General features: G+C 70.1%; 28 protein-coding genes. 12 read left to right on the forward strand and 16 right to left on the reverse strand.

The window, feature by feature from the left end; all coding sequences use genetic code 11:
• Positions 1-17 precede the first annotated feature (17 nt).
• Positions 18-2,207 (reverse strand): hypothetical protein, encoded by a 2,190-nt coding sequence (locus ACQPZA_RS36900; RefSeq protein ID WP_433277188.1) that lies wholly within the window; start codon positions 2,205-2,207, stop codon positions 18-20.
• A 137-nt stretch (positions 2,208-2,344) separates the two neighbouring features.
• Here ACQPZA_RS36900 and ACQPZA_RS36905 point away from each other — a divergent pair, with 137 nt between their 5' ends.
• Entirely contained in the window at positions 2,345-3,844 is a 1,500-nt protein-coding gene (locus tag ACQPZA_RS36905; RefSeq protein ID WP_433277190.1) for an SDR family oxidoreductase, read from the forward strand.
• Positions 3,845-3,916: 72 nt separating this feature from the next.
• Here the strand turns inward: ACQPZA_RS36905 and ACQPZA_RS36910 are convergent, their stop codons facing one another.
• Positions 3,917-4,738 (reverse strand): aldo/keto reductase, encoded by an 822-nt coding sequence (locus ACQPZA_RS36910; protein WP_433283140.1) that lies wholly within the window; start codon positions 4,736-4,738, stop codon positions 3,917-3,919.
• 183 nt (positions 4,739-4,921) lie between these two features.
• Positions 4,922-5,296 carry a BlaI/MecI/CopY family transcriptional regulator gene (locus tag ACQPZA_RS36915; protein WP_433277192.1) on the reverse strand — a complete coding sequence of 125 codons (375 nt, stop codon included), beginning with the start codon at positions 5,294-5,296 and terminating at the stop codon, positions 4,922-4,924.
• Between the two features lie 145 nt (positions 5,297-5,441).
• Between ACQPZA_RS36915 and ACQPZA_RS36920 the strand changes: the two genes are divergently transcribed.
• Genes ACQPZA_RS36920 through pcaD form a run of 3 tightly spaced genes read left to right on the forward strand, consistent with a single transcriptional unit; the run spans position 5,442 to position 7,818 of the window.
• On the forward strand, positions 5,442-6,248 hold the full coding sequence (locus ACQPZA_RS36920) for a CoA transferase subunit A (RefSeq protein WP_169399884.1): 807 nt from the start codon (positions 5,442-5,444) through the stop codon (positions 6,246-6,248).
• A complete protein-coding gene (locus ACQPZA_RS36925; protein ID WP_169399885.1) occupies positions 6,245-7,045 on the forward strand; it encodes a CoA-transferase subunit beta in 801 nt (266 codons plus the stop codon). Before ACQPZA_RS36920 ends, ACQPZA_RS36925 begins: the two co-directional genes overlap by 4 nt.
• Positions 7,042-7,818 carry a 3-oxoadipate enol-lactonase gene (gene pcaD, locus ACQPZA_RS36930; protein WP_433277194.1) on the forward strand — a complete coding sequence of 259 codons (777 nt, stop codon included), beginning with the start codon at positions 7,042-7,044 and terminating at the stop codon, positions 7,816-7,818. Before ACQPZA_RS36925 ends, pcaD begins: the two co-directional genes overlap by 4 nt.
• Positions 7,819-7,860: 42 nt before the next feature.
• On the opposite strand, the gene ACQPZA_RS36935 is transcribed toward pcaD, so the two are convergent.
• The 4 genes from ACQPZA_RS36935 to ACQPZA_RS36950 form a co-directional block, all read right to left on the reverse strand.
• On the reverse strand, positions 7,861-9,087 hold the full coding sequence (locus ACQPZA_RS36935) for a cytochrome P450 (protein ID WP_433277196.1): 1,227 nt from the start codon (positions 9,085-9,087) through the stop codon (positions 7,861-7,863).
• Positions 9,088-9,119: 32 nt separating this feature from the next.
• Positions 9,120-9,965 carry a DUF4097 family beta strand repeat-containing protein gene (locus ACQPZA_RS36940; RefSeq protein WP_433277198.1) on the reverse strand — a complete coding sequence of 282 codons (846 nt, stop codon included), beginning with the start codon at positions 9,963-9,965 and terminating at the stop codon, positions 9,120-9,122.
• 73 nt (positions 9,966-10,038) lie between these two features.
• Positions 10,039-10,560: a YlcI/YnfO family protein gene (locus ACQPZA_RS36945; RefSeq protein ID WP_433277199.1), complete on the reverse strand. Its 522-nt coding sequence runs from the start codon at positions 10,558-10,560 to the stop codon at positions 10,039-10,041.
• A 78-nt stretch (positions 10,561-10,638) separates the two neighbouring features.
• Positions 10,639-11,352 carry an SDR family NAD(P)-dependent oxidoreductase gene (locus tag ACQPZA_RS36950; protein ID WP_433277201.1) on the reverse strand — a complete coding sequence of 238 codons (714 nt, stop codon included), beginning with the start codon at positions 11,350-11,352 and terminating at the stop codon, positions 10,639-10,641.
• A gap of 358 nt (positions 11,353-11,710) precedes the next feature.
• Here ACQPZA_RS36950 and ACQPZA_RS36955 point away from each other — a divergent pair, with 358 nt between their 5' ends.
• Positions 11,711-12,562: an enoyl-CoA hydratase/isomerase family protein gene (locus ACQPZA_RS36955; RefSeq protein ID WP_433277203.1), complete on the forward strand. Its 852-nt coding sequence runs from the start codon at positions 11,711-11,713 to the stop codon at positions 12,560-12,562.
• 298 nt (positions 12,563-12,860) lie between these two features.
• Here the strand turns inward: ACQPZA_RS36955 and ACQPZA_RS36960 are convergent, their stop codons facing one another.
• Both ACQPZA_RS36960 and ACQPZA_RS36965 read right to left on the reverse strand, forming a co-directional pair.
• Complete coding sequence (locus ACQPZA_RS36960; RefSeq protein WP_433277205.1) at positions 12,861-13,799, reverse strand: SDR family oxidoreductase; 939 nt, start codon at positions 13,797-13,799, stop codon at positions 12,861-12,863.
• An 88-nt stretch (positions 13,800-13,887) separates the two neighbouring features.
• Positions 13,888-14,520 carry an NADPH-dependent F420 reductase gene (locus tag ACQPZA_RS36965; RefSeq protein ID WP_433277207.1) on the reverse strand — a complete coding sequence of 211 codons (633 nt, stop codon included), beginning with the start codon at positions 14,518-14,520 and terminating at the stop codon, positions 13,888-13,890.
• A gap of 203 nt (positions 14,521-14,723) precedes the next feature.
• Between ACQPZA_RS36965 and ACQPZA_RS36970 the strand changes: the two genes are divergently transcribed.
• Entirely contained in the window at positions 14,724-15,635 is a 912-nt protein-coding gene (locus tag ACQPZA_RS36970; protein ID WP_433277209.1) for a LysR family transcriptional regulator, read from the forward strand.
• A 379-nt stretch (positions 15,636-16,014) separates the two neighbouring features.
• Here ACQPZA_RS36970 and ACQPZA_RS36975 read toward each other — a convergent pair whose 3' ends face one another.
• Entirely contained in the window at positions 16,015-16,626 is a 612-nt protein-coding gene (locus tag ACQPZA_RS36975; protein WP_433277211.1) for a TetR/AcrR family transcriptional regulator, read from the reverse strand.
• A gap of 145 nt (positions 16,627-16,771) precedes the next feature.
• Here ACQPZA_RS36975 and ACQPZA_RS36980 point away from each other — a divergent pair, with 145 nt between their 5' ends.
• The 4 genes from ACQPZA_RS36980 (at position 16,772) to ACQPZA_RS36995 (ending at position 19,783) form a co-directional block, all read left to right on the forward strand.
• On the forward strand, positions 16,772-17,506 hold the full coding sequence (locus ACQPZA_RS36980) for an SDR family NAD(P)-dependent oxidoreductase (protein WP_433277213.1): 735 nt from the start codon (positions 16,772-16,774) through the stop codon (positions 17,504-17,506).
• A 32-nt stretch (positions 17,507-17,538) separates the two neighbouring features.
• A complete protein-coding gene (locus tag ACQPZA_RS36985) occupies positions 17,539-18,162 on the forward strand; it encodes an NADPH-dependent F420 reductase (RefSeq protein WP_433277216.1) in 624 nt (207 codons plus the stop codon).
• A gap of 454 nt (positions 18,163-18,616) precedes the next feature.
• Positions 18,617-18,784: a hypothetical protein gene (locus tag ACQPZA_RS36990; protein WP_433277217.1), complete on the forward strand. Its 168-nt coding sequence runs from the start codon at positions 18,617-18,619 to the stop codon at positions 18,782-18,784.
• Positions 18,785-19,243: 459 nt separating this feature from the next.
• Positions 19,244-19,783: a hypothetical protein gene (locus ACQPZA_RS36995; protein ID WP_433277219.1), complete on the forward strand. Its 540-nt coding sequence runs from the start codon at positions 19,244-19,246 to the stop codon at positions 19,781-19,783.
• A gap of 469 nt (positions 19,784-20,252) precedes the next feature.
• On the opposite strand, the gene dnaB is transcribed toward ACQPZA_RS36995, so the two are convergent.
• The 5 genes from dnaB to rpsF form a co-directional block, all read right to left on the reverse strand.
• Positions 20,253-21,656 (reverse strand): replicative DNA helicase, encoded by a 1,404-nt coding sequence (gene dnaB, locus ACQPZA_RS37000; protein WP_169399907.1) that lies wholly within the window; start codon positions 21,654-21,656, stop codon positions 20,253-20,255.
• Between the two features lie 534 nt (positions 21,657-22,190).
• Positions 22,191-22,640, reverse strand: coding sequence for a 50S ribosomal protein L9 (gene rplI, locus ACQPZA_RS37005; RefSeq protein ID WP_433277220.1), 450 nt, complete (start codon positions 22,638-22,640; stop codon positions 22,191-22,193).
• 43 nt (positions 22,641-22,683) lie between these two features.
• The gene (rpsR, locus tag ACQPZA_RS37010; RefSeq protein ID WP_094923024.1) at positions 22,684-22,920 is read right to left on the reverse strand and encodes a 30S ribosomal protein S18; all 237 of its coding nucleotides are present in this window, start codon (positions 22,918-22,920) and stop codon (positions 22,684-22,686) included.
• A gap of 57 nt (positions 22,921-22,977) precedes the next feature.
• Positions 22,978-23,478 (reverse strand): single-stranded DNA-binding protein, encoded by a 501-nt coding sequence (locus tag ACQPZA_RS37015; protein ID WP_433277223.1) that lies wholly within the window; start codon positions 23,476-23,478, stop codon positions 22,978-22,980.
• A gap of 10 nt (positions 23,479-23,488) precedes the next feature.
• Entirely contained in the window at positions 23,489-23,809 is a 321-nt protein-coding gene (gene rpsF / locus ACQPZA_RS37020) for a 30S ribosomal protein S6 (RefSeq protein ID WP_169399910.1), read from the reverse strand.
• 306 nt (positions 23,810-24,115) lie between these two features.
• Between rpsF and ACQPZA_RS37025 the strand changes: the two genes are divergently transcribed.
• Together ACQPZA_RS37025 and ACQPZA_RS37030 are read left to right on the forward strand one after the other, a co-directional pair.
• A complete protein-coding gene (locus tag ACQPZA_RS37025; RefSeq protein WP_433277225.1) occupies positions 24,116-24,886 on the forward strand; it encodes a deoxyribonuclease IV in 771 nt (256 codons plus the stop codon).
• Between the two features lie 40 nt (positions 24,887-24,926).
• On the forward strand, positions 24,927-26,312 hold the full coding sequence (locus ACQPZA_RS37030) for a glycosyltransferase family 87 protein (RefSeq protein ID WP_433277227.1): 1,386 nt from the start codon (positions 24,927-24,929) through the stop codon (positions 26,310-26,312).
• A 16-nt stretch (positions 26,313-26,328) separates the two neighbouring features.
• Here the strand turns inward: ACQPZA_RS37030 and ACQPZA_RS37035 are convergent, their stop codons facing one another.
• Positions 26,329-26,922: an NUDIX hydrolase gene (locus ACQPZA_RS37035; RefSeq protein WP_433277229.1), complete on the reverse strand. Its 594-nt coding sequence runs from the start codon at positions 26,920-26,922 to the stop codon at positions 26,329-26,331.
• Between the last annotated feature and the right edge of the window lie 51 nt (positions 26,923-26,973).

Here is a 26,973-nt window from a genome sequence, read left to right on the forward strand (position 1 = left end):
GTGGATCTGGTCCCCCTTCAGACCCGCTTGAGCATTCGGGCAGCGCCCGCTGCAGCCGTTGTGGCGAGGATCCACCCCAGGGCGATCAACAAACTCGCTATCCATTGGGAGGCGCCGTCCAATCGCCAGTACCCGTCCTGCCCGAGGTTCACGATCGGGAGGAGCGTGTCGATGGCGAAGATCCAGGGGTTGAAGACGGGGTTCTGTCCGTTGTCGACCGGCGGCGGCACGTGCGTGGCGAACCAGGCGCCGCCGAGCACGGCGAAGAGCGCGAGCCAGCAGACCGCCAACCAGGGCTGATAGCCGAATCCGACCGTCCAGCGCTGGAGCACTCCCCAGATCCGTCCCGCGACGCCCGCCTCGGCGTAGTGCCGGCTCTGCATCTCCATGAGGACGCGCTCGGAGGCCGCCTCGTCGCCTGCGCGCCGGTACGCGGCCGCCATCTGGTCGTATGGTCCCGGTGCGTAGTCGGGTATCACCTGTTTGAGCCAGCTTAGCCGCTTTCGGATGTCAATCACATGTGTGTCATTCAGTTTTTGGTAATCAAAACCGTCCAGATCGATGCCACCAACGGCCCTCCATAACTCTGGGCAATCTTCGAAGGTGCCGACCTGAGCCTGCGCCAGACGCACGCTCGCGCCGGGCGGCCGGGCCGGGCGCACGACGAGTTCGCCGGTGACGAGTCCGTAGGCGTTGAGGGCATAGCGGACCCTGTCCGGCTCCGCCGCCTCCTGCGACTCCGACGGTTCCGGTGACTCCGACGTTCCCAGCGTCACGTCGACGAACTGCACCGACTTGCGCGCCTCCATCCGCCGGAGGCGGACGCCGCCGGCGGCCACGAACCCTTCCGAACAGACGACGTCCTTCCCGACGGTCGCCGCGCGGAGGTCCAGGGAGGGCCGGGCGTCCCCGTTGGGCCGCAACCGAGGTTGCTCCAGGTGAGCCCCGGTGCAGTCGAGCGTCGCCCCGATCTCGGCGTTCTGCAGCCGGACCGTGCCCTTGCACTGCAGGCGGCGGAGGTAGAACTCGCCGCCGATCCGCAGCCGGTCGGCCAGCAGCGCGTACCCGCGCGGTGTGGACAGCACGATCCCCGTGAGGCTCGCGCTCCCGCGGACGTGGGCGTCCACGAGCCGCAGCTGACCGGCGCACCGGAGGGGACCGCGCCCGTTGTCGCGGCCCTCGAGGTCGCCGCTGACGTCCATCCCGTCGCCGAGCAGGGCGATCCCCCGCCCTGTCGCGCCCATCGGGCCGACCAGCCGGGCGCCGGAGAGCCGCAGGTAGCCGCCGACGACGGCGTTGGGCAGGCGCACCGTGCCGTCGGTGTGCACCCCGTCGTCGAGCTCGAGGTTGCCCTCCACGCGGACGCGGTCGGCCACCAGGCACGCCGTGCCGTCCACGATCCCGCCGGGGACCACCGGCAACCGGCTTTCCCCCGGCTCCGGTTCCGATTCGACGGAAATGGCCGCGGAGCCACGCTCGATGCGCGCCCCGGAGAAGATGAGGTCGCCACCGACCCTGGCCCCGGCCAGCATGAGCCGGCCCGCCGCGCAGAACGCGACGTCCGGCCCGGCGTCGTGCCGACCGGCGAGAAGGCTGCCCCCGACGGTGATCCCGGTGGCGTCGAGCGCGTCGCCGGTCGGGCTGTTCAGATCGGCCCCGCTGAGGTCGAGGTTGCCCGTGATGCGCGCACCCGGCAGCCGGATCTCGCCGCTGCTGCGCAACCGCCGTGCGTACAACGTGCCGTCCACGACGATGCGGTCGGCGATCAGCGCCCTGCCCCCGGCTCCCCGCAGCCGTCCGCCGGACAGCCGCAGCGACCCTCCGATCTGCGCATCGGCGAGGTGCACCGGTCCGTGTGAGGTGAACCCGTCGTCGAGCAGCAGGTCGGCGGCCACCCGCAGGTTGCCTGCCCGGAGCCCCGGCAGCCTGCAGCCCGTGAGTGCGAGGCCGGTGAACTGCGCCATCCGCAGATCGGGAGCCTGCGCGAACACGCAGGAACGCAGTTCGACGGGAACACCGATCTCTGCGCCGGTGAGCCGGAGAACGCCGGTGATGGTGGCCCGCCGCAGCGTCAGCGCAGGTGCGCCCGACGCCGTGGACCCCGTGAGGACGGCCGCGAGGGTGGTGGCCGACAGCGAAGCACCCTCGAGATCCAGCTCGTGTCCGGTTGCCAGCGCGTCGGCGAGCACCGCCGCATCCACCACCACCGCGCCGGCCTCCCAAGATCCACAGACTCCGCGGCGGATGTTTATCACGGCCCGACGCCCCGTGGTGATCATCGGCGGAAAGCTCGCAAACGGGTCGTCGAGTGGCGGGCGGCCCCGCCCACCAGGAGCATCGGAGGGTGCGATACCTCGTCACGGGTTCCACCGGCTACATCGGCGGCCGGCTGGCCGCCCGGCTGATCGACGCCGGCGCGGGAACCGTCCGCTGCCTGGTGCGCGACCCGGAGAAGCTCCGGGACGTCCCGTGGGCGCACCGCGCGGAGATCATGCGCGGGGACCTTCTCGATCCGGCGAGCATGCGCGCGGCCTGCGAGGGCGTCGACGTCCTCTACTTCCTGGTGCACTCGCTGTCCGACCGGGACTTCGCCGCCACCGACCGGCGCATCGCACTCATCACCGGGCAGGCCGCGCGCGAAGCGGGCGTGCGACGCATCGTCTACCTCGGCGGACTGCATCCTGAGGGCGGACTGTCGGAGCACCTGGCCTCCCGCACCGAGGTGGGTGAGATCCTCCTGCGCTGCGGCGTCCCGACCGCGGTGCTGCAAGCAGCGGTGATCCTCGGCTCCGGTTCGGCGAGCTTCGAGATGCTGCGCTACCTGACCGAACGTCTCCCGGTCATGGTCACGCCGCGGTGGGTGCGCAACCGGATCCAGCCGATCGCGGTTCGCGACGTCCTGCACTTCCTCATCGGCGCGGCCACGCTGCCGCCCGAGGTGAACCGGACGTTCGACCTCGGCGGCCCGGAGGTGCTCACCTACCTCGACATGATGCAGCGCTATGCGGCGGTGGCCGGGCTGCCGTGGCGGCGCATCGTCCCGGTACCGGTGCTGACCCCACGCCTGTCGGCGCACTGGGTGAACATCGTGACCCCGGTACCGAAGACCATCGCAGCGCCGCTCATCGAGTCGCTCGTGCACGAGGTCGTGTGTTCCGAGCAGGACATCCTCGAGTACGTGCCCGAGCCGCCCGGGGGCCGCACCGGGTACGACCGGGCCGTCCAGCTCGCGTTGACGAAGATCAGCGGCGGTGACGTCGAGACCCGGTGGTCGGACGCGGCCGTGGCCGACATGGCGTCCGATTCGCTGCCCACCGACCCGCAGTGGTCCGGGGGAAGTGTCTACCTGGACGAACGGGAGCAGAGCAGCACGGCCGATCCCGACGCGCTGTGGGCGGTCGTCACGGGGATCGGCGGCGAACGAGGCTGGTACTCCTTCCCGCTCGCCTGGGCGGTGCGCGGGTGGATGGACCGGCTCGTCGGCGGGGTCGGCCTGCGCCGCGGCCGACGTGATCCCGACCGTCTGCAGACCGGGGACGCACTGGACTGGTGGCGCGTCGAGCGGCTACGCGACGACACGGGCGGCCGGACGCTGCGGCTGCGCGCGGAGATGAAGGTCCCCGGCCGTGCGTGGCTCGAGATGACGGTGTCGCCGCAACCGGGCGGTTCGCGGTACGGGCAGCGGGCGGTGTTCATCCCCCGCGGGTTGACCGGGCACCTGTACTGGTGGTCGGTGGCTCCGTTCCACGGCATCGTGTTCGGAGGCATGGTCCGCAACATCACCCGCAGCGCCGAGCGGGTCGACCGCGCGCACCGCAACGGCGAGGTCACCGGCCGCGGCTAGGAAACCGGGCGACTCGCGGGCTGGTTCGGGGCGACTCGCGGACGGGAAATCGGCGACTCGCGGGGTGGTGGATCAGGCGGCGGCGTCGTCGAGCCGCTGGACGGACTCCTGGTCCAGCTGCAGCTCGCCCGCCCGGACGTTCTCCTCCAGGTGCTCCACGCTGCTGGTGCCCGGGATCGGCAGCATCACCGACGAGCGCTGCAGCAGCCACGCCAGTGACACCTGCGACGCGGTGGCGCCGAGCCGGGCGGCGATGTCGGCGACCGGGCCACCGGGCTCCGCCAGCTTTCCCGCGCTGATGGGCGCCCACGGGATGAAGCCGATGCCGAGCTCGGTGCAGTAGCGCAGCACCGCGTCGTACTTGCGGTCGAGGACGTTGTAGCGGTTCTGCACCGTCGCGACGTCGACGATCGAGGTGGCGCGTTCGATCTGGTCGACGTCCACCTCCGAGAGTCCGACCGCGGCGACCTTGCCCTCCGCCTGCAGCTCGGCGAGCAGGCCGAACTGCTCGTCGGCGGGCACCCACGGGTCGACGCGGTGCAGCTGGAACAGGTCGATCCGGTCGACCCCCAGCCGGCGCAGGCTCAGCTCGCACTGCTGGCGCAGGTACTCCGGGCGACCGCTCGGGAACCACTTGCCGGGACCGGTACGCAGGAAGCCCGCCTTGGTGGCAACGGTGATGCCGTCGTAGGGGTGCAGCGCCCGGCGCACGAGCTCCTCGGCGACCTCGGGACCGTAGGAGTCGGCGGTGTCGAACAGATCGACGCCGAGGTCGGCCGCGCGGCGCACCACGGCGACGGCGGCGTCGGGATCGGCCGGTGGACCCCAGATACCAGGTCCGGTGAGAAGGCGCATCGTGCCGAAACCGAGCCGGTTCACCGGCCCGGTCGGCAGCGGGAAGCGCGCGCTGAGAGCGGGAACGGTGTCATGAAGAGTGACCACGCCGTCACCATCGCACCGTGACGAACCGGGCGCTGCAGTTCGTGACGGTCGCCTCGCCCGATGTCACCCGGATCTCACAAAAGTGCGATGGCCAGGGCGGATGCGATTCGCGAGCACTCAGCCGGCGAGTGATCGTCATCGCCCGTCCACGCCGTCCGGCGCCTCGCCGAGCGCATCACGCAGCACGGCGGACTCCCGCTCGGACACCGAGCGGGCGAAGTGCAGCAACACGGTCTCGACGTCGCCGGAGGCGTCCAGCAGGTCGCGCAGCGCGCGGGCGGTGACCTCTTCACGGGTGGCGCTGGGGCGGTAGCGGTAGGCGCGGCCGTCCATCTCGCGCTGTACCCATCCCTTGCGGTGCAGGTTGTCGAGGACGGTCATGACCGTGGTGTAGGCCAGTTTGCGCTGCGGTGTCAGCTCCTCCAGGACGTCGCGCACGCGGTGGGGCGGCTCCGGTGACGACCACAGCACGTCCATGACCGCAGCCTCGAGCTCACCCAGTCCTCGCACGCGTCCTCCCCCCGAGCAGCATAAAGCCGGACGTCCGTACGGGCGCCCCTACCTGACCTTCCGAACGATCCGATCCTGATCACCAGGGGGGTACGGTCGCCCGTCATCGATTGCCGGGCCTGGCCGCGCGCACTAGCGTTCCCCCGTGGCCAAGATCGTGTCGTTGCCGCAGGCGGTGTCCGAGCTTGTGCATGACGGGGACACCGTCGCGCTTGAGGGCTTCACCCACCTCATCCCGTTCGCCGCAGGGCACGAGATCATCCGGCAGGGGCGGCGCGGCCTCACCCTCGTCCGGATGACGCCCGACCTGATCTACGACCAGCTGATCGGCGCAGGCTGCGCCGCCAAACTCGTGTTCTCCTGGGGCGGCAACCCCGGCGTCGGCTCGCTGCACCGGATGCGCGACGCCCTCGCCACCGGGTGGCCCGCCCCGCTGGAGATCGAGGAACACAGCCACGCGGGCATGGCCAACCGTTACGTCGCGGGCGCATCCGGGCTGCCGTTCGCGGTGCTCCGCGGCTATGCCGGCACCGACCTGCCCCTCCACACCTCCACCATCTCCACCGTGGAGTGCCCGTTCACCGGGGAGCGGCTCGCCGCCGTGGCCGCGCTCAACCCGGACGTCACGGTCGTGCACGCCCAGCGGGCCGACCGGGCCGGAAACGTCCAGCTGTGGGGGATCACCGGGGTGCAGAAGGAGGCGGTGCTCGCAGCCCGGCGCTCGCTCGTCACCGTCGAGGAGATCGTCGACGAGCTGACGCCGGTGCCGGGGGCGGTCGTCCTCCCGGGCTGGGTGCTCGACGCGGTGGCCGTGGCACCCCGCGGGGCGGCCCCGTCGTACGCGCACGGGTACTACGACCGCGACAACGCCGCCTACCGCAGATGGGACGCGATCAGCCGCGACCGGGAGGCGTTCACCCGCTGGCTGACCACCCTCGAGGAGGCGGCATGACCGGCACGACCGATCCGGTGACCGAGTCGGAGCCCACCACCCGCTGGTCCGCCGACGAGATGATGAGCATCGCGGCTGCTCGCTCCCTGCGCGACGGGCAGGCGTGCTTCGTGGGGATCGGGCTGCCGTCCACGGCGGCCAACCTGGCGCGCCGCCTGCACGCGCCCCACCTCGTGCTGATCTACGAGTCGGGCACCCTGGACACCCGGCCCGACGAGCTGCCGCTCTCGATCGGCGACGGCATCCTCGCCGAGTCGGCCCTCTCCGTCGTCAGCGTGCCGGAGATCTTCAACTACTGGCTGCAGCCCGGCCGGATCGACATCGGCTTCCTGTCCGGAGCCCAGATCGACCGCTTCGCCAACATCAACACCACCGTGATCGGTGAGTACGACGAGCCGGCCGTACGGCTGCCGGGGTCGGGCGGCGCGCCCGAGATCGCGGCATCCTGCCGAGAGGTGATCGTGGTGATGCGCCACCGGATGCGCGCCTTCGTCGAGCAGGTGGACTTCGTGACGTCGGTGGGGCACGGGAGCGGTCCCCTGGACCGGCAGATCCTCGGGCTGCGCGGAGCGGGACCGGTCCGGGTGATCACGGACCTCGGCGTCCTGGAACCCGATCCGGACACCTCGGAGCTCGTGCTCACCGCGCTGCACCACGGCGTCACGGTCGAGCAGGTGCGGGCGGAGACGGGCTGGCCGCTGGAGGTGTCGGCGGACCTCATGATCACGGCCGCGCCGAGCACCACCGAGCTGGAGACGCTGCGCTCGATGCGCACCGTCGGATCGGGAGAGTCATGACGGAGGACCGCCCGGTGCGGTTGCACCACACCGACGAGGGCCCGCGCGACGCGCCGGTCCTCGTGCTGTCGGGATCGCTCGGCTCGACGCTGGAGATGTGGCGACCCCAGGTGGCGCCCCTCACCGAGCGGTTCCGGGTGATCCGCGTCGACCACCGCGGCCACGGCGGATCACCGGTGCCACCGGGCCCGTACCGGGTGGCCGACCTCGCCGGTGACGTCATCGCGCTGCTCGACGACCTGGGCCTGGAGCAGGTGGCCTGGTGCGGCCTGTCACTCGGCGGGATGGTGGGCATGTACCTGGGCTCCGAGGCTCCGGAGCGCATCACCAGCCTCACCCTGTGCTGCACGTCGTCGCACTTCCCGGACTCGTCGGTGTGGGCGGAGCGGATCAAGGCCGTCGCCGACGGCGGCACGGCCCCGATCGCCCCGACGGTCGTCTCGCGGTGGTTCACGCCGGACTGGGCGGCGGAGCACCCGGACGTCGTCGCGGAGGCGGCGGCGATGGTCGCCGGCACCTCGGACGAGGGCTACCTGGCCAGCTGCCAGGCGCTGGAGGTCTGGGACCACCGCGACCGGCTGCCCGCGATCTCCGCGCCCACGCTCGTGATCGCCGGCTCCGCCGACCTGTCCACCCCCGTCGAACCCCACGCCCGCACGATCGCCGACGGCATCCCGGGTGCCCGGCTGGAAGTGCTCGAGGGCGCCCACCTCGCCACCATCGAACGGGCCGACGAGGCCACCGCGCTGATCGCCGAGCACGCCGGGCGCTGACGCGGGGCCGGCCGCCACCGGGCGGAAGCTCGGCCGGCGGTCCTACCGGGCCGTTTCCGTCCAGGTGACCGGCAGTTCGTGGACGCCGTAGATGTTCATGTCGGTCTTGAGCTTCACCTCGCCTGCGGGGACGGCGAGCTCGAGGGTCGGGAAGCGACGCAGCAGTCCCTCGAATCCGGCGCGCATCTCGATGCGGGCCAGTTGCTGGCCGAGGCACTGGTGGATGCCGTGGCCGAAGGACAGGTGACCGCGGGCCTTGCGGTGGACGTCCAGCGTGTCGGGGTTGTCGAAGCGCAACGGATCGCGGTTGGCCGCCAACAGCGAGACGATGACCGTCGATCCCTCGGGGATGGTCTCGCCGCCGAGTTCGATGTCCTCGGTGGCATAGCGGAAGAAGATGTCGGCGATGGACAGGTAGCGCAGGAGCTCCTCGACGGCATCGGGCAGCAGATCCGGGTTCGCACGCAGTTCGGCCAGCTGCTCGGGGTGCTCCAGGAGCGCGAACGTGCCCAGTGCCAGCATGTTGGCGGTGGTCTCGTGGCCCGCGAGCAGCAGCAGGAAGGCGATGCCGGTCAGTTCCTCGATGGTGAGGTCGTCATGGCGGGCCAGGTCGGACAGGATGTCGTCACCGGGGGCGGCGCGCTTGCCGGTGACCAGTTCGGAGAGGTACGTGGCCAGTTCGGTGTAGGCGGCGATCTTCTCGTCGAGCTTCTGGTCCCTGACCAGGAACTTGGCCGAGTTGACCTGGAAGTTCTCCCGGTCCGCGTAGGGGACACCGAGCAGTTCGCAGATCACCAGCGAGGGCACCGGCAGCGCGAACTCCCTGACCAGGTCGACCGGCGGTGTGAGGCGAGCCAGTTCGTCCAACTGCCGCTCGACGATGTCGATGATGTGTTCTTCGAGCTGCTTCATGCGTTTGACGGTGAACGCGCCGGTGAGCTTGCGTCGCAGCCTGGTGTGGTCCGGCGGGTCCATGGCGATGAACATGCCCGGCGGCTGCGGGGACGGTTCGGTGGCGGCGGGCATGCCGGGGGTCTCGTAGGGAATGTGGAGAATGCCGATGTCCTGTCGCGAGCTGAACCGGGTGTCGGCCATGAGCCGGCGCACCGCGTCGTAGCCGGTGACGAGCCAGCCCTCGTGACCGTCGGGGAAGAGCATGGGACTGACGGGGTGAGCCTCACGCAGCAGGGTGATCTGGCGCGGCGGGTCGAAGGGGCCCGCGTCGCGCTCCATGGGGAGGCCGTCCGGGATGGGAACCGTGCGAGTCATCGGATTCCTTTCGTGGTGGTGGCGGACGTGGATCAGGACCGTCGGATCGTGATGCCGCCGAACGAGGTGCGTGCGCGCACCTCGACGGTCTCGTCGGACTCCTCGGGGCCGGTGGTGCTCTCCAGCAGGTTGTGCACCTGCCCGAACTTGGTGTTCACGTCCAGCCGGGCGGCGGTGCCCTCGGCGATGCCGATCTCCAGGTCGCCCATGGCGGTCGCGAGCTCGACCGAGCCACGGGCCACCTCGCCGAGGCGGATGCTGCCGTTGGACGTCTTCGCGTCGACACCCGCGCCGGCCCGGTCGACGGAGATGTCGCCGTTCGCCGAGCGCACCCGTACGGCGCCGGTGGCTGCGGCGATCGTGGTGTCGCCGTTGGAGTTCTTGACGGCCACGGAGCCCTCGGTCTCGCCGATGCGGATCTTCCCGGAGCCGGTGTGGATCTCGGCGTCGCCCGCCACGCCGTCCGCGGTGACGTGACCGGCCGCGGTGTCCACCCGCAACGGACCGGTCCGCTCGAGCCGGGCGTTCCCGGCGGAGGTCTTGAAGCTGAACTCCCCGAGCCGGCCCGTGCCGCTGAGGTCCCCCACCTGCACCTCACCGGACACCTGCGAACCGGTGGGCAGGCCGATGGACACCTCCACCGACCTGGTCTTGCGGGAGAAGTCGAATGCGCGCGCTTTCGGCCCTGTGACCTGGAGCAGGCCGTTCGCGTAGTCGACGCGGACGCGGCGGGCAGCCTCCACGTCGGACTCGTCGGACTCGTCGCTCGGGCGCACGTCGACGGTGGTGTCGGTCCGGTCGCTCGCGGCGATCCGCACATTGCCGACGCCCAGTTCGAGCGTCACGGAAATCGGTTCGGGTGTCTCGAAATCGGGCATGGCTGTCCCCTCATCGTGGGTCGGTGATGCGTCCCCGCAGGTCGGGGACGTGAAGTGGTGGAAAGCGGTGCGGTCAGCGCACCCAGCCGGTGAGGCGCTGCTGGCCCCGCCTGCCGCTGCCGCGCTGCTCGGGGCCCTGGTCGCCGTCCGAGCGCGCCACGGCGACCGAGGCCGCACGGACCAGCCAGGCGTTCACCGAGCGACCCTCCTTGGCGGCGGCCTCCTCGACCGCGGCCTTGAGCTGCTCCGGGAGGCGCACGTTGATCCGCGAGCTCGGGCCGTCCTCGGGGATCAGGGGACCGCCGTCCGCCGGTGCCGGATCGGCCTCGGCCGCGCCCCCGACCGGCTCGGCCGGCGGTGCGGTCACGACGAAGTGCGGGTCGCGCCCGCGCAGGCGCAGCTCCACCGAACCCGGAGCCAGGTCCCGGGTGATCTCGTCCGCGGCGGCGGACAGCGCGTCCAGCAGCGTCATCCGGATCGCCGACTCGAGCGACCCGCTCAGGCGCTCGACCAACGCACGCGTCTCGTCACCGCCGGCTTCGGCGAGCGTGGCGAACTCGCGCCCGAGGTTGCTCACGTAGGTGGTCAAGTCCATGGTGCCATCATGGCACCATCGTGGTGCCAACACAAGCCATCATGGCTCAGCGATGGCGCCATATGGCACCACGCCCGGTCAGAGTTGGTTCTCGCCGCCGTCGACGTAGATGTTGGCCCCGAGGACGAAGCTGCTCTGGTCCGAAGCGAGGAAGGCCACGGCGGCGGCGACCTCTTCCGCGGTTCCCATCCGGCCGATCGGCACCCCCGCCGCGAAGTCCGCCTTGACCGCCTCGGCGTTCTCCTCGCCGACCATGCCGGCGACCGCAGGGGTGTCGATCGTGCCCGGCGAGATCGCGTTGACCCGGATGCCCCGCCCCTTGAGCTCGTTGGCCCAGGTCCGCGTATAGGAGCGCAGGGCTGCCTTGGAGGCCGCGTACGTGCCGAACGCCTCGACCCCGTCGTCGGCGCGGGTGGAGGAGTTCAGGATCACCGAGGCGCCCTCGTTGAGCAGCGGCAGGGCCTTCTGCACGGTGAACAGCGTGCCCCGGACGTTGACGCCGAAGATCCGGTCGAAGTGCTCCTCGGTGGTCTGCTCCAGCGTCGCGAACGCGGCCGTCCCGGCGTTGGCGAACAGTGTGTCCACACCCTTGCCCCGTGCCCGGACCGCGTCGTAGAGCCGGTCCAGATCGGCCGGGGCCGAGATGTCGCCCGGCACCGCGGTGGCCGAGCCGATGGCCTCGACCGCTGCGTCCAGTTCGCCCTTGCGTCTCCCGGTGATGAAGACGTGCGCGCCGTCGGCCGCGAGCCGTGCGGCGACGGCCAGGCCGATCCCGCTGCTCCCGCAGGTCACCGACACGGCACTGCGCAGCTGGCCACCGGCCTGAGACTCGACATCAGATGTGAGACCTGCGGGGGCGTGCAAGCCCCGAAGCACCCACACCCGCGGGGTCAGCAGATCCCGCCTCGGGCCGCAGGCTGCGGCGTCGTCGAGCGGTGCTTGTCGCCCCACTACTGAAGCGCCCCCGAGATCGTCTGATCTCCGCGGTCGCCCAGCCCGTCCAGGCTCCGTCGGGCGGAGCGCCGGTCGCCGGTCGTCAGCGCTGTCAAGAATGCGGTCATCCCCACACGCCAGCTGAGTTGCACAATCATACTCAGGAGCTAGATTCAAGAAGGAAACACAGCGTCCCCGACCTCGAGAAGAGGAACCCATGGCCACCCGGACCCCGCAGCTGCGCATCGACAAGCGCTCCGCCCACCGCTGGAACGTCACGTTCGATCACCCGCCGCTGAACCTCATCGACCCTGACACGATCCGTGGGCTCCTCGCGCTCGTCGGCGAGCTGGAGACGGACTCCGAGGTCCGGGTTGTCGTGTTCGACAGCGCCGACCCCGACTTCTTCCTGGCGCACTACGACATCACCTGGGACCCGGCGGACACCATCTCGATGCCGGCCGATGGACCGACCGGCATGCACCCCTGGCTCGACGCGCTGGCGCGGCTGAGCAGCGCGCCGGTCGTCTCCATTGCGAAGGTCCAGGGCCGGGCCCGCGGCGCGGGCAGCGAGTTCGTTCTCGCCTGCGACATGCGGTTCGCCAGCCGCGAGCGCGCGGTGCTCGCCCAGCTCGAGGTGGGCCTGGGTCTCGTGCCGGGCGGCGGCCCGATGCACCGCCTGCCCTACCTCGTCGGCCGCGGCCGGGCCCTCGAGATCCTGCTGGCCAGCAACGACTTCAACGGTGAGCTCGCCGAGCGCTACGGCTACGTCAACCGCGCCGTGCCGGAGGCGGAGATCGACGAGTTCGTCGACACCATCGCCGACCGCATCGCCTCGTTCGACAAATCCGCGCTCGCCGAGACCAAGCATCATGTGGACGAGGTCACTCTCGCCGACTACGCACTGATGCCCGCCGCGTTGGACGAGTTCTGGCGCTCGGTGGCCCGCGAGGGTGCCCAGCGGCGCCTCGGCCAGGCGATCAAGGACGGCCTCCAGAGCCGCAGCGAGGTAGAGCTCGACACGGGCCACTACCTCGCCGGTCTCGACGCGGCGAGCTCCGGGAAGTGACGTCGGTCCTTCCTCAGCACCTCTCAGGCAACCCTGCGTGACGGGAGCTTGGACGGGGCGGCCTGATCGGCGACGAGGATGTGGGTGATCCCGTAGCCCGACCAGCCCGTCGCGTGTCAGCAGTTGTCCGCAGAGGTCGCGCTCGAGGCGGTTGATCTGTGTGACAAGCGTGGGCGCGTTGAGCCCGAGGGCTGTGGCGGCGGTGCCGATCGTTGGGTGTTCGGCTCATGATCTCCACGTCCTTCAGAAGAGCCGAACTTGCCGGTTGCCGCGCTCGTCACGATTCGGGTTCCTGCCGTCAGCCGGCGGGGAAGTAATGGCCGTTGTCCAGATCGGCGAGCAGGCCGGGCCGGGCTGGTTCCCAGCCGAGGGTCCGGCGGGTGATGAGGCTGGACGCCGGGTAGCTCTGCGTGACGATATTTGTGAGGAACCCGAAGTACCCCGGCGTCATCAAGGCATCGTTGGGAACGCTCACGGCGGGCAGGCCCAGGCGGCTGGCGATGGCCTCGGCGATCTCGCGGAACGGGATGGCCCCGTCCCCCACCGCGTGCCAGTATTTGCCGGCCGGCCCCTTCTCCAGCGCCAGGCGGAACAAGGTGGCGGCATCGCGGATGTGCACGGCGTTCCACAGGTTCGCGCCGTCGCCGTGGTAGCCGACGAACCCCTTTTCCTTCGCAAGCGCGATCAACGTGGGGAGGAAGCCGGCACGATCGGTCGTGCTGTGCGCGATGTTGGCGATCCGCACGAGCGAAGACCGCACCCCCTGCTCGGCGAGGTCGACCACGGCCCTTTCCACGACGTTCCGGGTCCGCAGGGTGCCTTTGTGCTCCGCGCCGGCGGGGAGGGCCGGGTCCTCCTCGGTGGCCGGCCGGCCCAGGTGCTGCCCGGGTGAGCCAATGCTCCCCGCCGTGACCAGTGGCTTTCCGGTTCCCGCCAGTGCCTCGCCGTACGCGAGCATGATCGGGAGCTCCGCAGCGGCCACGGCGTCCATCCCGCCGGAGGGCAGCAGGTCCTGCCTGTGGGCGACGTGGATGACGCCGTCGGAGTCCGAGGCTGCCTCCTTGAGCCCGTCGAGATCCTGAAGGTCGCCGCGACGCACCTTCGCGCCGAGCGCGGACAAGGCCGCCGCGGAAGCGTCCGACCGGGCCAGGCCGGTGACCTCGTGCCCGGCGGCGATGAGCTCGGGGATGATGTACGAACCGGAATGTCCGGTCCCCCCGGCGACGAATACGCGCATCCAACTGTCCTTGTGAGGGTAGGTGCAGGGCTTCCCGTGCCGTAAGTACTGGCGTGATGCGGCACGAGAGATAGTGGTAGGGGTTTGCTCAGCCGAGAAGGGAGATACCGAGGGAGAAATTGGTGTGCTTGACGGAGTGGTTCATGAGGCCCAGCTCCAGCAGGCCTACGTTCTCCAGTGCCCGCGCCATGAACAGTGCCCCGGTGTCCCAGGGGCGCAGCCCCAGGTTCTCGACGAACTCCGACACTCGTGCCTTCGCCTGCGCGTCGTCGCCGGCGATGAAAACGTCCAGAGGGCGGTCCTCGGCCGGGCCGGCCGCCAGAACGTGGGAGAACACAGTGTTGAACGCCTTGACGACATGTGCGTCGTCGGGAGCCGCCTTGGCGATCTCCTGTGCGCCCGAACTGTCGTCAGGGACGACGAAGCCCTGCAGGTCGGAGGCTACGGGGTTGGTGACATCAACGATGATCTTGCCGCGCAGTGCGTCCCCGTACTCCCTCACCACCGCCGCGGCGCCGGCGTACGGCACGGCGAGGACAACGACGTCCCCGGCAGGAGCGGTGCCGACCGTCCCGACAGTGGCGCCACCGAGCGCAGCGGCCAGTTCCTTGGCCTTGGCCGAGTCACGGCCGATGATCTCGACTGCGTTGCCGGCGGCGAGCGCCCGGGCGCCCAGGGCGCGGGCCACGTTCCCCAGGCCGATGATGCTGATGTTGCTCATGGAGTTCCTGCTTCCTGGAGCCGGATAGGACGCATGCCCATCCCGTCGTTGTCAACGGCTGCGTCGTCGACGCCGTCGAATTCTTGTATCGAATTCGCTCGGACCATTAGGTACCTATTCAGGTTGCCATTTGCCCGCGTGGGTGTCCAAGACTTCTTTCAGGCATGGTGATACCGTGGAGGCATCACCAGCTGGGAGCCGCCATGGATCTGGACCTGCGCAAACTGCGTTACTTCGTCGCCGTGGCCGACCAGTTGCACTTCGGCCGCGCCGCCGATGAGCTGCACATCGCACAGCCGGTGCTCAGCCGGCAGATCCGAGCGCTCGAACAGGATCTCGGCGCCTCGCTGTTCACCAGGGATCGCCACGGCGTAGAGCTGACAGATGCAGGCCGGCAACTGCTGGCCGACGCCGGTCCCCTGCTCGCCTCAACCCACGCGGTCCGCCGCCGAGTGTCCGCAGCCGCCGGCGGCAAGCGGCGGCTGATGGTCGGTTTCCGGGCCGGCATTGCAGTCACCCCGGCGGCCCGTGCGTTCGAGGACCGGCACCCGGACGTGGTCGTGGACCTGCAGCGGATCGAAGGGGACGACCAGGCTGCGATGCTGCTCGACGGCCGCATCGACGTCGGCTATGTGCGGCTGCCCATCGACGAGGCCGGCCTGCGCGTCACCCCGCTGTACACCGAGCCGCGGGTAGCAGTACTGGCCGCCGGACACCGGTTTGCCGGCAAGGAGCAGGTCACCGAGGCCGACCTGGCCGGCGAACCACTGGTCTGGCACGGCGACCCGAGTACGCAGCCCACCAAGCGCCCGCTCCCCAATGCCGGGTACCCGGTGCGCGGGGTGGACGAGACGCTCGAGCACGTCGCGGCCGGACGGGGCATCTCCTTCCTGGCCCGTTCGGCGTCCGTGTTCTACTCGCATCCGGACGTCGTCTATGTGCCCATCCCGGATCTGGCTCCCGACCAGGTGTGCCTCGCAGTGGCGGCATCTCACACCTCGCCCGTAGTAGAGGACTTCGTCACTGCGGCTCAGTCGACGGCCGAGGTCACGGCGGAATGCGGGAACTATGAGATGTGGCAGCGTGGAGGCGATGTCGTCTCACGGCACGCCTGAGTAGTTCGGCTGACCCCCGCTCACGCGCGAGAGTGAAGTGGCCTGACCGAGTGGTGCCGTTGCGGGTGGGTGTCCTCTGAGCCGGCCGTTCTTCGGCCGGCAGTTGCTCGAGGGGCCCCGAAGCACCTGAGACCGACTGGAAGTACGTGCTGCGGACGCGGCACACTGCTGATCCAGCTGCGTACGAGTTCTTCATACGCCACCGCGTACGGACTTGTGCGGTCCGCCGTCTGTTCGCACCGGCGGCCCGTCAGCGCCCTGGGCCGGGATGACGGCCTCGAGCTCCTGAGCCCTCGGGGTCGCCGCCTCCTTGCCCGCTTCTGCAGCAGGTGTAGCCGCCCGATCGGCAGCGCGTCCAACCCGGCCGCGGAGTGCCGAGTCAACTCGACACTTCCTCCCGTCGCCGGTCATCGCCGGCTGTGGCGGGGATGGCGTTGTCGATGAGGACGGCGGCGATGGCTGCGGCGGTGGGGAAGGCGTCGACGTTGAGGACCCGGGTGCGTGCTGCGGCGCCGTCGATGAGCAGCGCGAGCTGCTCGCCGAGCTGGTCAGGGTCGGCGGCGCCGGCTTCGCGGGCGGTGTCGGCGAGCCGCGCGGCGACGGCCTTCTTGTAGTCGCGCGCGTACCGGGATGCGGGGTGCTGGGGGTCGTGGAGTTCGACGGCGGCGGCGATGTAGGGGCACAGCGGGGTGGTGGGGGGCACGTCGAAGGCGGCGAGGAGCCGTTCGCGGGGTGTGAGGTCGGTGCGGTCGAACACGCCGGACAGAACGGAGGGGTCGAACCGGCGCAGGTACTCGGCGACGAGTTCGTCCTTGCCGGTGAAGTGCTGGTAGGCCGTGCGCTTGGACACCTCGGCCGCCGCGCAGAGCTGGTCCATGCCCGTGCGGTTGATGCCCTGCTCGCGGAACAGCTGCTGAGACGCGCTGAGGATGCGCTCGCGGGCGCCCCGACCGCGGCGGCGGCCCGTGGGGCCCTTCTCCAACTCCGTCATGGATCCACGGTACCGCAGCTAGGTAACGACCGGTGTACATAATTTGCACCCCGATCACCCGTCCCGTACCGTAAGCACACAGGACGGTTTACATAACGCCGTCACCCCCAGGTGCACACGGCACCACCGACCCGAGGAAGCGACTATGGGAAAGCTCGACGGCAAGGTTGCGGTCATCACCGGCGGCACCACCGGCATGGCGCTGGCCGGCGCGAAGCTGTTCGTCGACGAGGGAGCACACGTCTTCATCACCGGCCGCCGCCAGGACGCCCTGGACGAGGCCGTGAAGCAGATCGGCCGCAACGTCACCGGCGTCCAGGGCGACGCCGCCGACCTGGACGACCTGGACCGCCTGTACGACACCGTCAAGCGGGAGAAGGGAAGCCTCGATGTGCTGTGGGCCAGCGCCGGCGGGGGCGAGCCCGCCCCGCTCGGCGAGATCACCGAGGCCCAGTTCGACACCTGGTTCGGACTCAACGCGCGCGGCACCCTGTTCACCGTCCAGAAGGCCCTCCCGCTCTTCAACGACGGCGGCTCCATCCTCATGACCGGCTCCAACGCCTCCCTCGGCGCCTTCCCCGGCTGGAGCGTCTACGCCGGCAGCAAGGCCGTCCAGCAGGCCTGGGCCCGTGTCTGGCTCAACGAACTCAAGGACCGCCGCATCCGCGTCAACGTCCTGACCCCCGGCCAGGTCGCCACCGCCAAGCAGGAAGAACTCTTCGACGAGGCCACCAAGCGCCAGTTCGAGTCCCTCATCCCCCGCGGCCAGATGGGCCGCCCCGAGGAGATCGCCACCGCTGCCCTCTTCCTCGCCTCCGACGACTCCAGCTACGTCAACGGCATGGAACTCGTCGCCGACGGCGGCACCACCGCCGTCTGAACCGAACCACCACAGCCAGGGCAGGACATCTCATGAGCAATATCAGCATCATCGGCACCGGGAACATGGCCCGCACCATCGGCGCGCGGGCGATAGCGGGCGGCAACACCGTCGAAGTCATGGGCCGCGATCAGTCCAAGGCCGCTGACCTGGCCAAAGCCCTCGGCGACGGCACCACGACGGGAGAATGGGGCACGGTCCCGGCCGGGGACATCGTCATCGTGGCCCTGTTGCACGACGGTGTCGTGCCGGCCGTCGCCCAGTACGGAGACGCTCTCGCGGGCAAGGTCATCGTCGACATCAGCAATCCCTTCAATTCCACGTTCGACGGGCTGGCCCACCGCGAGGAGACCTCGATCGCGCAGGAAGTCGCCAAGGCGGCCCCGGCCGGCGCCAGCGTGGTGAAGGCGTTCAACACCGTCTTCCGTCATGTGCTGGAGAAGGGTCGGCCCGACGTCTTCATCGCTGGTGACAATGCGCAGGCCAAGGCAAGTGTGGAGGCGTTCATCGAGAGCCTCGGGCTGCGCCCGCTGGACGTCGGTGGCCTGAAAATGGCGCACTGGCTGGAAGGAGCGGGCGTGGTCACGGTGGGCCTAGCCAACCACGGGGTGGGGAACCTGGACTTCGCCCTCAGCATCACCGAACTTCCCGTCTGAGTTAACGGTTGTACGGCTGCGTATCTTCTGGCCGCCGACGACGACGGCCGGGTCTGGCTGAAGGAATCTCAGGTTTGAGACCCCACCACAGGTGTAGGGTCTCACCGCTCGTGCCATGTTGATCTTGACTGGACTGCGGGTTCTCGACTTGTCTCACGGGGTGTCGCCCAAGATCAGTCTCAGCTTCGCGTCATTTCTTCAGAGCGACGCCTCCGGACAGCTGCAATGGCCTCCGGGCCGAGTGGCGTCAACAGCATGGGTTGTCCTCATTCGGCGCGTGTCAAGAGCGGTCCACCGAGGTCGCGTTCAAGACGGTCGACCTGTGTGACAAGCACGGACGGGCTGAGCCGGAGGGCCGTGGCTGGTTCCGCACCGCCACGCCAACGGCACCGGCCTCGGTCGCCGCGCTGGTGCCCTTCTCGTCTTCGTTGCCCTCGTCTCGGCCGGGCTCTACGTGCCGTTCTCGTTGCACATCACCCTGGGCCAGGACTACCTGCCCCGTCATGTCGGCACGGCCAGCGGCGTGACCCTCGGGCTCACGGTGAGCATCGGCGACCTGGCCAGCCCCGCGATCGGGGCACTCGCCAACATCACCTCCCTACAGGCGCCCTCGCCCCGCTGACTGTGCTACCCGCGATCGGCTGGCTGCTCCTGCGCACACTGCGCGAGCCCGAGGTGGCCGGGGTGGCCGCCGAACGTTGATCGATCTTGCTTCGATCCACCTCCCACCGTGGGCGAGCCCCGAGCGGATGTTCGAGTCACGCGGTCGCGGGGGCGAATGCTGTCGTTGATGAAGTGAGGTGAGATGCGGTTCATTCTGCCGGACGCGACAATATCTGCCACGTTCCTTCTCTCGGCAGGGAAGATACTGGCCGGCTCGAATTCGTGACCGAGCTCGTGGGCGTGGCCGATCTCGAGCGCATGAATGGGGAGCAGGCCCTATCCCGAATCGGTGGGCTGGCCCCCACCTGTCGGGGGGCTGCCCTCTGGCTTCACGCCGGCGAGGTCGCCAGGGTTGGAGACGCAGCAACAGCGAGATGTCGGAGCGGCATCTCCACCACCCCTTACCCGAAGGTATCTCATGAAACTGAAGCGCATGGCCACCAGACTTGCCGCTGGATCACTGCTGGCCGGAAGCCTGACCCTCGCAGGCACCACCGGAATCGCACTCGCCGACGCCCCCTTGCCGGCACAGCAGCAGAATGCGGCCGTATCAGCGCAGCAGTCGGGTGCGGTGCCGGCGGCGGCCTGCTTCACCCGGGACGGCTCCGCGCGTGACGGTCGGCGCGTCGGAACCAACCCCGTTCGGTTCGACTATCCCGACAGCCCGTACGTCGGTGCGCGCTACGACAGCTGCCAGGGGGTTGTCCGAATTAGCTTCGGCGGCTACGTGTCAGGCGTCACCCATTACAACGTGAGAGTGAATGGTCGCCAGGTCGAAACCCGTGCGGGGGAGGCCCTGCTCATGACTCGTCAGGTGGGTCCGGGTGGGCCGGTCTCCATCGATGCTCAGGCGTGCACGCGCGGTAGGATCATCACCCCTGTCCCCGGCTTCCCGCCGATCAGGGAGCGCTCCAGCTGCACCCGCTTCTCGCCGCTCGTCAGTGTGCAGACCCGCTGACGGTGCAGGGCGGGAGCCGAAGGGCCACTGTGTGGGCGGGAGCAGCGTTCCGGCGCTTGCCTCCGCCCGTCACATGCGCGAACCATCTCCTGGTCCGGGACGGAGCCGGGCGAGAAACAGCCCTGACACGGTTGTACGGATCACCGAAAGGACTCGCCAAGTTAGGCCGTGGCGAGGGTGGGATAGCGGTCCTGCAAGAAGGCACGGCGGCACGCCAGGCCCGTTGATGCTGAGACGATCAAGAATCGTTCCCGAGGCCGTATCGGCGGGCTGCGGCGGGGTACCGGGCAGACAACTTCGGCACGGCCACTTTCGTTGGGCCGTGAGCCGCGATCGCCCAAGGCCCGCGCTCTCCCTGACGACGACGCGAGCACCGACGATGCTCCGGTCGCACCCACGAGCGGCTGCGGCCGCTGGGACGCCGGACCGCAGTTGGCGTGAGACCCGACAGCGGCGGCCGCCCAGGCGGTCAGCCGTGGGCGAGGTCGGCGAAGCGGCTGTAGTGGAGCTGGTGGGCCACGGTGATGGTGCTGGTGGGGCCGTTACGGTGCTTGGCCAGGATCAGGTCGGCCTCGCCCGCCCGGGGGTCGTCGCGCTCGAAGGCGTCGGGCCGGTGCAGCAGGATCACCATGTCGGCGTCCTGCTCGATCGACCCCGACTCACGCAGGTCGGACAGCATGGGCCGCTTGTCGGTGCGCTGCTCCGGACCACGGTTCAGCTGGCTGATCGCCACCACCGGCACCTCGAGCTCCTTGGCCAGCAGCTTGATCTGGCGGGAGAACTCCGAGACCTCCTGCTGGCGGGACTCGACCTTGCGGCCCGACGTCATGAGCTGCAGGTAGTCGAGGATCACGAGCTTGAGGTCGTTGCGCTGCTTGAGCCGGCGCGCCTTGGCCCGGATCTCCATGAGCGTGAGGTTGGGCGAGTCGTCGATGAAGATCGGGGCCTCGCTGATCTCGCTCATCCGCCGGGCCATGCGAGTCCAGTCGTCGTCGCTCATCCGGCCGGCGCGCATGTCGGCGAGGCGGATACGCGCCTCGGCCGACAGCAGGCGCATGACGATCTCGGACTTGCTCATCTCCAGCGAGAACACCGCGCTGGTGAGTCCGTGGGCGACCGAGCAGGAACGGGCGAAGTCGAGGCCGAGCGTCGACTTCCCGAGGCCGGGCCGCGCGGCCACCACGATCATCTGCCCGGGATGGAGGCCGTTGGTGGCGGCGTCGAGGTCGGCGAACCCGGTGGGCACGCCGAGCGCGACACCGCCACGGGAGGCGATGGCGTCGATCTCGTCCATCGTGGGCTGGAGGAGCTCCTCCAGCGCCACGTAGTCCTCGCTGGTGCTGCGCTCGGTGACCTCGTAGATGGCGGCCTGGGCGCGGTCGACGACCTCGTTGACCTCGGCCCCGTCAGCGCCGTGGTACCCGAGCTGGACGATGCGGGTGCCCGCCTCGACCAGGCGCCGCAGGATGGCCTTCTCGGCGACGATCTCGGCGTAGTAGGCGGCGTTGGCCGCGGTGGGCACGGTGGCGATCAGCGTGTGGAGGTAGGGCGCGCCGCCGAGGCGGATCAGCTCGCCGCGACGCTGCAGCTCCGACGAGACCGTGACGGCGTCGGCCGGCTCGCCCCGGCCGTAGAGATCGAGGATGCAGTCGTAGACCGTCTGGTGGGCCGGACGGTAGAAGTCGTCGGGCCGCAGTACCTCGACGACGTCGGCGATGGCGTCCTTGCTCAGCAGCATGCCGCCGAGTACCGACTGCTCGGCCGTGAGGTCCTGAGGAGGCTGCCGGTCGAAGGGGCCGCCCGGTTCCGCAGGCTCGCCCGCCGCGCGCACCGGGCGCGGTCTGCCAGCCGGACGATCGTCAGCCAGTGCCATACGCAGCGTCACCCCCAGTCACCACTATATCGAACATTAGTTCGACGCGCCTCACGGACCCCGGGTGACACCCGGGTGAATCACAGCTGTCGTAGCGCAGAGTCCTCGCCCCCCGCACGGCAGGTTATGGGGCAGGACCGCCGGGTCAAAACCGCCCTGTGTACGGACCTGGGGACGGCGTGGGGACGGATTCGACGCCGCCCAGGAAGGCGCAGGTAGCAGCCTGTGGACGAGATGTGGACAACTAGGCTTCCCGACGGGTCTGACCAGTTCAGAGGCCGATTCGAAAGTGTGGACAACTTTCTTGTCACGACACGCCGACGGCGCCGTTTCGGCGTGTCGGGGAGGGCTTCTCAGCGGGCACCTGGCGCGTCCGGGCGGTCACTCGGCGATGCCCCCGTCACTTTGTCCCGAACCGGCCGCAGAGCGCGACCGGCCTGATGGCAGGAAGGCGACGGGAAGAAGAACGGGGCGGGACGCGGGCACACGGCCCGTGTCCCGCCCCGACTACAGATCGTGACGGATGTGCATCAGTCAGCTTGCGACGACGGCGATGTCCAGCTCGGCGGTGACCTCGGGGTGCAGGCGCACCGTGACCGCGTGGGTGCCGACGGACTTGATCTGCCCGGACACCTCGACGGAACGCCGGTCGAGCGGCGGACCGCCGGCGGCACGGACGGCCTCGACGACGTCAGCAGCGGTGACCGAGCCGAACAGACGACCGGAGTCGCCCGCCGCCTTGGCCTTGACGGTGACGGACAGGTCGCCGAGCTGACCGGCGACCTCCTTGGCGTGGCCGAGGTCGCGGATCTGACGGGCCTGCTGGGACCGCCTGATCGAGGCGACCTGCTTCTCCGCGCCGCGGGTGGCCACGACGGCCAGCGAGCGGGGCAGCAGGTAGTTGCGGCCGTAGCCGTCCTTGACCTCGACGATGTCGCCGGGTGCGCCCAGGTTGGGCACGTCGGCGGTGAGGATGAGCTTCATTGTGGGAGTCCTCCGCTGTACTGAGGTTCGCTCGCGAGCTCGCTCAGCGGGCGGTCGAGGTGTAGGGCAGCAGCGCGACCTCGCGGGAGTTCTTGACCGCGACCGCGACGTCACGCTGGTGCTGACGGCAGTTGCCGGTGACCCGGCGCGCCCGGATCTTGCCGCGGTCGGAGATGAACTTCCGCAGCAGGCCGGTGTCCTTGTAGTCGATGTCCTGGGCCTTGTCCTTGCAGAACGCGCAGACCTTCTTCTTCGGCTTGCGCAGGACGGGCTTGGCCATGGGGTGCTCCTGCTTGTGCTCGTGACCCGCCTACGAGGGCGGGAAGTGGTGTCTCTGTCAGAAAGGGGGCTCGTCGTCGGCGGCCGGGCCGCTCCCGGCGGGCGGGGCCGAACCCCACGGGTCGTCCATGGGGGCGCCACCGCCACCACCGGAACCGCCGGAACCGCCGCCGAAGCCACCGCCGCCGCTGCCCCGGCTGACCTTGTTGACCTTGGCCGTGGCGTAGCGCAGCGACGGGCCGACCTCGTCGACCTCGAGTTCGACAACGGTGCGCTTCTCGCCCTCGCGGGTCTCGAAGCTCCGCTGCCGCAGCCTGCCCTGCACCATCACGCGCATGCCGCGGGTGAGCGTCTCGGCGACGTTCTCCGCCGCCTGCCGCCACACGTTGCAGCGCATGAACAGGGCGTCGCCGTCCTTCCACTCGCCGGATGCGCGGTCGAAGGTGCGCGGCGTGGCCGCGACGGTGAAGTTGGCGACTGCGGCGCCCGACGGGGTGAAGCGCAGCTCCGGATCGGCGGTGAGGTTGCCGACCACGGTGATGACGGTCTCGCCGGCCATCGCGATCGCCTCAGCTCGCCGCAGCAGCGGGCGCGGGTACCCGCTTCGGCTCGCGACGCAGCACCTTGGTGCGCAGCACGGACTCGTTGAGCCCCAGCTGGCGGTCGAGCTCGGCGACGGTGGCCGGCTCGCAGGTGACCTCGAGGACGGCGTAGATGCCCTCTGCGTTCTTGGCGATCTCGTAGGCGAGGCGGCGCTTGCCCCAGACCTCGATCTTCTCGACGGTCCCCTTGTCGTTCTTCACGACGTTGAGGAAGGTCTCCAGGGACGGCGTCACAGTGCGCTCGTCCAGACTGGGGTCGAGGATGACCATCAGCTCGTAATGACGCATGAGAACCACTCACCTCCTATGGACTGGAACGGTCGCGGTCCATCCGCGACAGGAGGTTCTCAGGAAGCCCCGACAGAAACGGACACCCGCAGGCGGGCGGCGCGTGCGGCACCCAGGGGGGCGCCGGTCAGGTCGACGTGTCGAGGCTACCAGGGGGAACGACGCCGACCGTGCCCGGCCCGCCGACGCCGGAGCCGGTGTCCGGCACCGCGGACCGGCCCACCGGCGGGAAGCGGACACTGCGGACCGCACCCGGCGGACCACGCCAGGCAACGGGGTGTCGGGGGCGGTCACTACGCTGGCCGCATGCTCATCGGGGCCCACGTGCGCGAGGACGACCCGCTGGTCACGGCGGCCGACCGTGGGGCCGACATCGTGCAGATGTTCCTGGCCGACCCACAGGGCTGGAAGAAGCCGCCCACGCACCCCCAGGCCGAGCAGCTACGCGACGGCGAGCTCACGGTGGTGGTGCACGCACCGTACGTCATCAATCTCGCGTCCCTGAACAACCGCATCCGCATCCCGTCGCGCAAGCTCGTGGTGCAGCACGCGGAGGCGGCCGCCGCGGTCGGCGCCATCGGGCTGGTGGTGCACGGCGGTCACGTCACGCAGGGCGAGGACGCGGCCACGGGCTTCGAGAACTGGCGCAAGTTCGTCGAGCGGCAGATGGGCGACGGCGGCTTCGCGGTGCCGGTGTTCATCGAGAACACCGCCGGTGGCGACAACGCCATGGCCCGCCGGTTCGACGCCCTCGCCCGGCTCTGGGACAGCGTCGGCGAGTTCGGCGTCGGGTTCTGCCTCGACACCTGCCACGCCTTCGCCGCCGGCGAGGACCTCGTCGACGTCGTCGAGCGGGCGAAGGCCATCACCGGGCGGATCGACCTGGTGCACCTCAACAACTCCCGCGACGAGTTCGGCTCCGCGCGCGACCGGCACGCCAACATCACCGACGGCACGATCGACCCCGACCAGCTGGCCGCCGTCTGCTCCGCCGCGGGCGCGCCGGTCGTCGTCGAGACGCCGGCCGAGGGCCAGGCGGACGACATCGCGTTCCTGCGTGAGCGGCTGGGGTCGTGAGATCCGCCCAGGCTGGGCCGCCCGGCACGGAGGCCGGCCGGTGACACGCACTGCCGTCGGCTCCGTCGGGACGGACCGGTCCCGGGCCGCGCTCCCGACCGGTCCCCGCGCCGGCCGGGCCATGCTGGTGGTGATCGTGCTGCTCACCGGCCTGGTTCTCGTGCTCGGTTACGTCAACAAGGCCCGGTGCACGGGTCCGGAGTTCGATGCCGCGGGACGGAGCCAGCCCGACTACGACCTGCGGATCGACCGGGACGTCTGCTACTCCGACATCCAGCACCTGTGGCTGGGCCGCGACATCGACCACCACGTCTTCCCGTACCTCACCGGCTCGATCACCCCGGACGGACGGCTCCTCGGTGGCACGGTGGAGTACCCGGTGCTCACCGGCCTGCTCATGTGGGCCGGAGCGCTGTTCGCCCACAACGACGCCGAGTTCCTTCTGGACTCGGCCCTGCTGATGGCCCCGTTCGGCCTGCTCACGGGCTGGTTGCTGGGCCGCTTGGCCCGGTGGCGGGCGCTGGTGTGGGCGCTCGGCCCGCCGCTGGTGCTCTACGCGTTCCACAACTGGGACCTGCCCGTGGTGGCCTGTGCGGTGGGCGCCGTGTTCGCCGTGCACGGGTGGCGCACCGACCGGCCACTGGCCCAGCGCGGGGTCGTGGCCGCCGTGCTGCTGGGGCTCGGCTTCGCGTTCAAGCTCTACCCCGGCGCCTTCGTGCTGCCGCTCGCGCTCTACGTGCTCACGGCCTCGCGGCCGGGGATGCTGCACTGGGGCGCGGCGATCCGCGTCGCACTGGCCGCGGCAGCCACCGTCGTACTGGTGAACCTGCCGTTCGCCCTGGCCGGCTACCAGGGCTGGCGCGCCTCGTTCACGTTCCAGGAGCTGCGGAAGGTCGACCTCACCACCAACTCGATCTGGTACTGGGGTTTCCGCCCGGAGTCCGATCCCGACAACGTCGCCTTCCAGTCCACGATGGACTGGCTCTCACCCGGTCTCGTGCTCCTGTCCTTCGCGGTGGCCGCGGCCGTCGGCTGGTGGCGGTGGCGGCGCGACGGCGTCTACCCGTGGGTGGCGGTGAGCGGGGCGATGCTGTGCGGCTTCCTGCTGCTGCACAAGGTGCACTCGCCGCAGTACACGCTGTGGCTGGTCCCGTTCTTCGTACTGCTGCAGGTGCCGTGGCGGTGGGTCGTGGGCTACCTGGTCGTCGACCTGGTGATGGGCATCGGCATCTTCCGCTGGTTCTACGCGCTCAAGACCGGCGTCGGAGTGGGGATCTACGAGGGGTTCGCCGCCCAGGCCGTGGCGATCGGCGTCTGGGGCCGCGCAGCGCTCCTCCTCGTGCTGTTCGTGGTGTTCCTCTGCCTCCCCGACCGGCTCGCCGCCGCAGGCGCGAACCGGCGCACCCCGCTCGCGGAGTCGGTGTAGAGAGCGCTCCGCGCACCTACCGCCAGGCGAACACCGGCTGTTCCAGGTGGGCCACCCGGGTCGGCCGCCCGTGCAGCACGACCTCCCGGAACTGGTGCAGCACCGCGCCGGTCGGCGCGTGCACGAACCGGCCGAACAGCGGCAGCTGGATCACCGGGGCGTCCGACTCGGGGATGGTGAGGAACCGCGGTTCGACGTCGATCAGCTCGAGGGGCACCTGGTGCAGCTCACTCACCTCGTCCGGGCTCGGGCGCAGCGCGGGGTCGGTGCCCGCCCACAGGACGACGGGCGTGATGACGTAGCCGGACCGGGTGGGGTAGTCGTCGAGCAGACCGAGCTCGGCCTCCTCGCCGAGCTCCAGCCCGAGCTCCTCGGCGAGCTCGCGCCGGGCCGCCTCCCCGTACGTCTCACCGGGCTCGGTGCGCCCGCCCGGGAGTGCCCACTGACCGGCGTGCCCCCGCAGCGACGAGGCGCGGCGCGTGAGCAGGAACGCCGGGCCCGGCTCGATCAGCGCGATCGCGACCGAGGCCGGTTTGAGGTCCGGCCGGTCGGCCGGGCGCCGGTCGAACCGGCGCAGAGCCTCGGCGACGCGGGATCGCAGGCTGTCCATCTCCTGATCGTGCCCCACCGGCCGCCCGGCCGTCCCGTGCCTCCACGGGCC

Origin of the sequence: Pseudonocardia xinjiangensis, from assembly GCF_050948425.1 — a bacterium.
GTDB classification, from domain to species: Bacteria; Actinomycetota; Actinomycetes; order Mycobacteriales; family Pseudonocardiaceae; genus Pseudonocardia; species Pseudonocardia xinjiangensis.

Bases quoted from the DNA above. Each gene is read 5' to 3' on its own strand.
- ACQPZA_RS36925 (WP_169399885.1), top strand. From the start codon at position 6,245: ATGACCGGCACGACCGATCCGGTGACCGAGTCGGAGCCCACCACCCGC.
- pcaD (WP_433277194.1), top strand. From the start codon at position 7,042: ATGACGGAGGACCGCCCGGTGCGGTTGCACCACACCGACGAGGGCCCG.
- ACQPZA_RS36935 (WP_433277196.1), bottom strand. From the start codon at position 9,087: ATGACTCGCACGGTTCCCATCCCGGACGGCCTCCCCATGGAGCGCGAC.
- ACQPZA_RS36940 (WP_433277198.1), bottom strand. From the start codon at position 9,965: ATGCCCGATTTCGAGACACCCGAACCGATTTCCGTGACGCTCGAACTG.
- ACQPZA_RS36945 (WP_433277199.1), bottom strand. From the start codon at position 10,560: ATGGACTTGACCACCTACGTGAGCAACCTCGGGCGCGAGTTCGCCACG.
- ACQPZA_RS36955 (WP_433277203.1), top strand. From the start codon at position 11,711: ATGGCCACCCGGACCCCGCAGCTGCGCATCGACAAGCGCTCCGCCCAC.
- ACQPZA_RS36960 (WP_433277205.1), bottom strand. From the start codon at position 13,799: ATGCGCGTATTCGTCGCCGGGGGGACCGGACATTCCGGTTCGTACATC.
- ACQPZA_RS36965 (WP_433277207.1), bottom strand. From the start codon at position 14,520: ATGAGCAACATCAGCATCATCGGCCTGGGGAACGTGGCCCGCGCCCTG.
- ACQPZA_RS36970 (WP_433277209.1), top strand. From the start codon at position 14,724: ATGGATCTGGACCTGCGCAAACTGCGTTACTTCGTCGCCGTGGCCGAC.
- ACQPZA_RS36975 (WP_433277211.1), bottom strand. From the start codon at position 16,626: ATGACGGAGTTGGAGAAGGGCCCCACGGGCCGCCGCCGCGGTCGGGGC.
- ACQPZA_RS36980 (WP_433277213.1), top strand. From the start codon at position 16,772: ATGGGAAAGCTCGACGGCAAGGTTGCGGTCATCACCGGCGGCACCACC.
- ACQPZA_RS36985 (WP_433277216.1), top strand. From the start codon at position 17,539: ATGAGCAATATCAGCATCATCGGCACCGGGAACATGGCCCGCACCATC.
- ACQPZA_RS36995 (WP_433277219.1), top strand. From the start codon at position 19,244: ATGAAACTGAAGCGCATGGCCACCAGACTTGCCGCTGGATCACTGCTG.
- dnaB (WP_169399907.1), bottom strand. From the start codon at position 21,656: ATGGCACTGGCTGACGATCGTCCGGCTGGCAGACCGCGCCCGGTGCGC.
- rplI (WP_433277220.1), bottom strand. From the start codon at position 22,640: ATGAAGCTCATCCTCACCGCCGACGTGCCCAACCTGGGCGCACCCGGC.
- rpsR (WP_094923024.1), bottom strand. From the start codon at position 22,920: ATGGCCAAGCCCGTCCTGCGCAAGCCGAAGAAGAAGGTCTGCGCGTTC.
- ACQPZA_RS37015 (WP_433277223.1), bottom strand. From the start codon at position 23,478: ATGGCCGGCGAGACCGTCATCACCGTGGTCGGCAACCTCACCGCCGAT.
- rpsF (WP_169399910.1), bottom strand. From the start codon at position 23,809: ATGCGTCATTACGAGCTGATGGTCATCCTCGACCCCAGTCTGGACGAG.
- ACQPZA_RS37025 (WP_433277225.1), top strand. From the start codon at position 24,116: ATGCTCATCGGGGCCCACGTGCGCGAGGACGACCCGCTGGTCACGGCG.
- ACQPZA_RS37035 (WP_433277229.1), bottom strand. From the start codon at position 26,922: ATGGACAGCCTGCGATCCCGCGTCGCCGAGGCTCTGCGCCGGTTCGAC.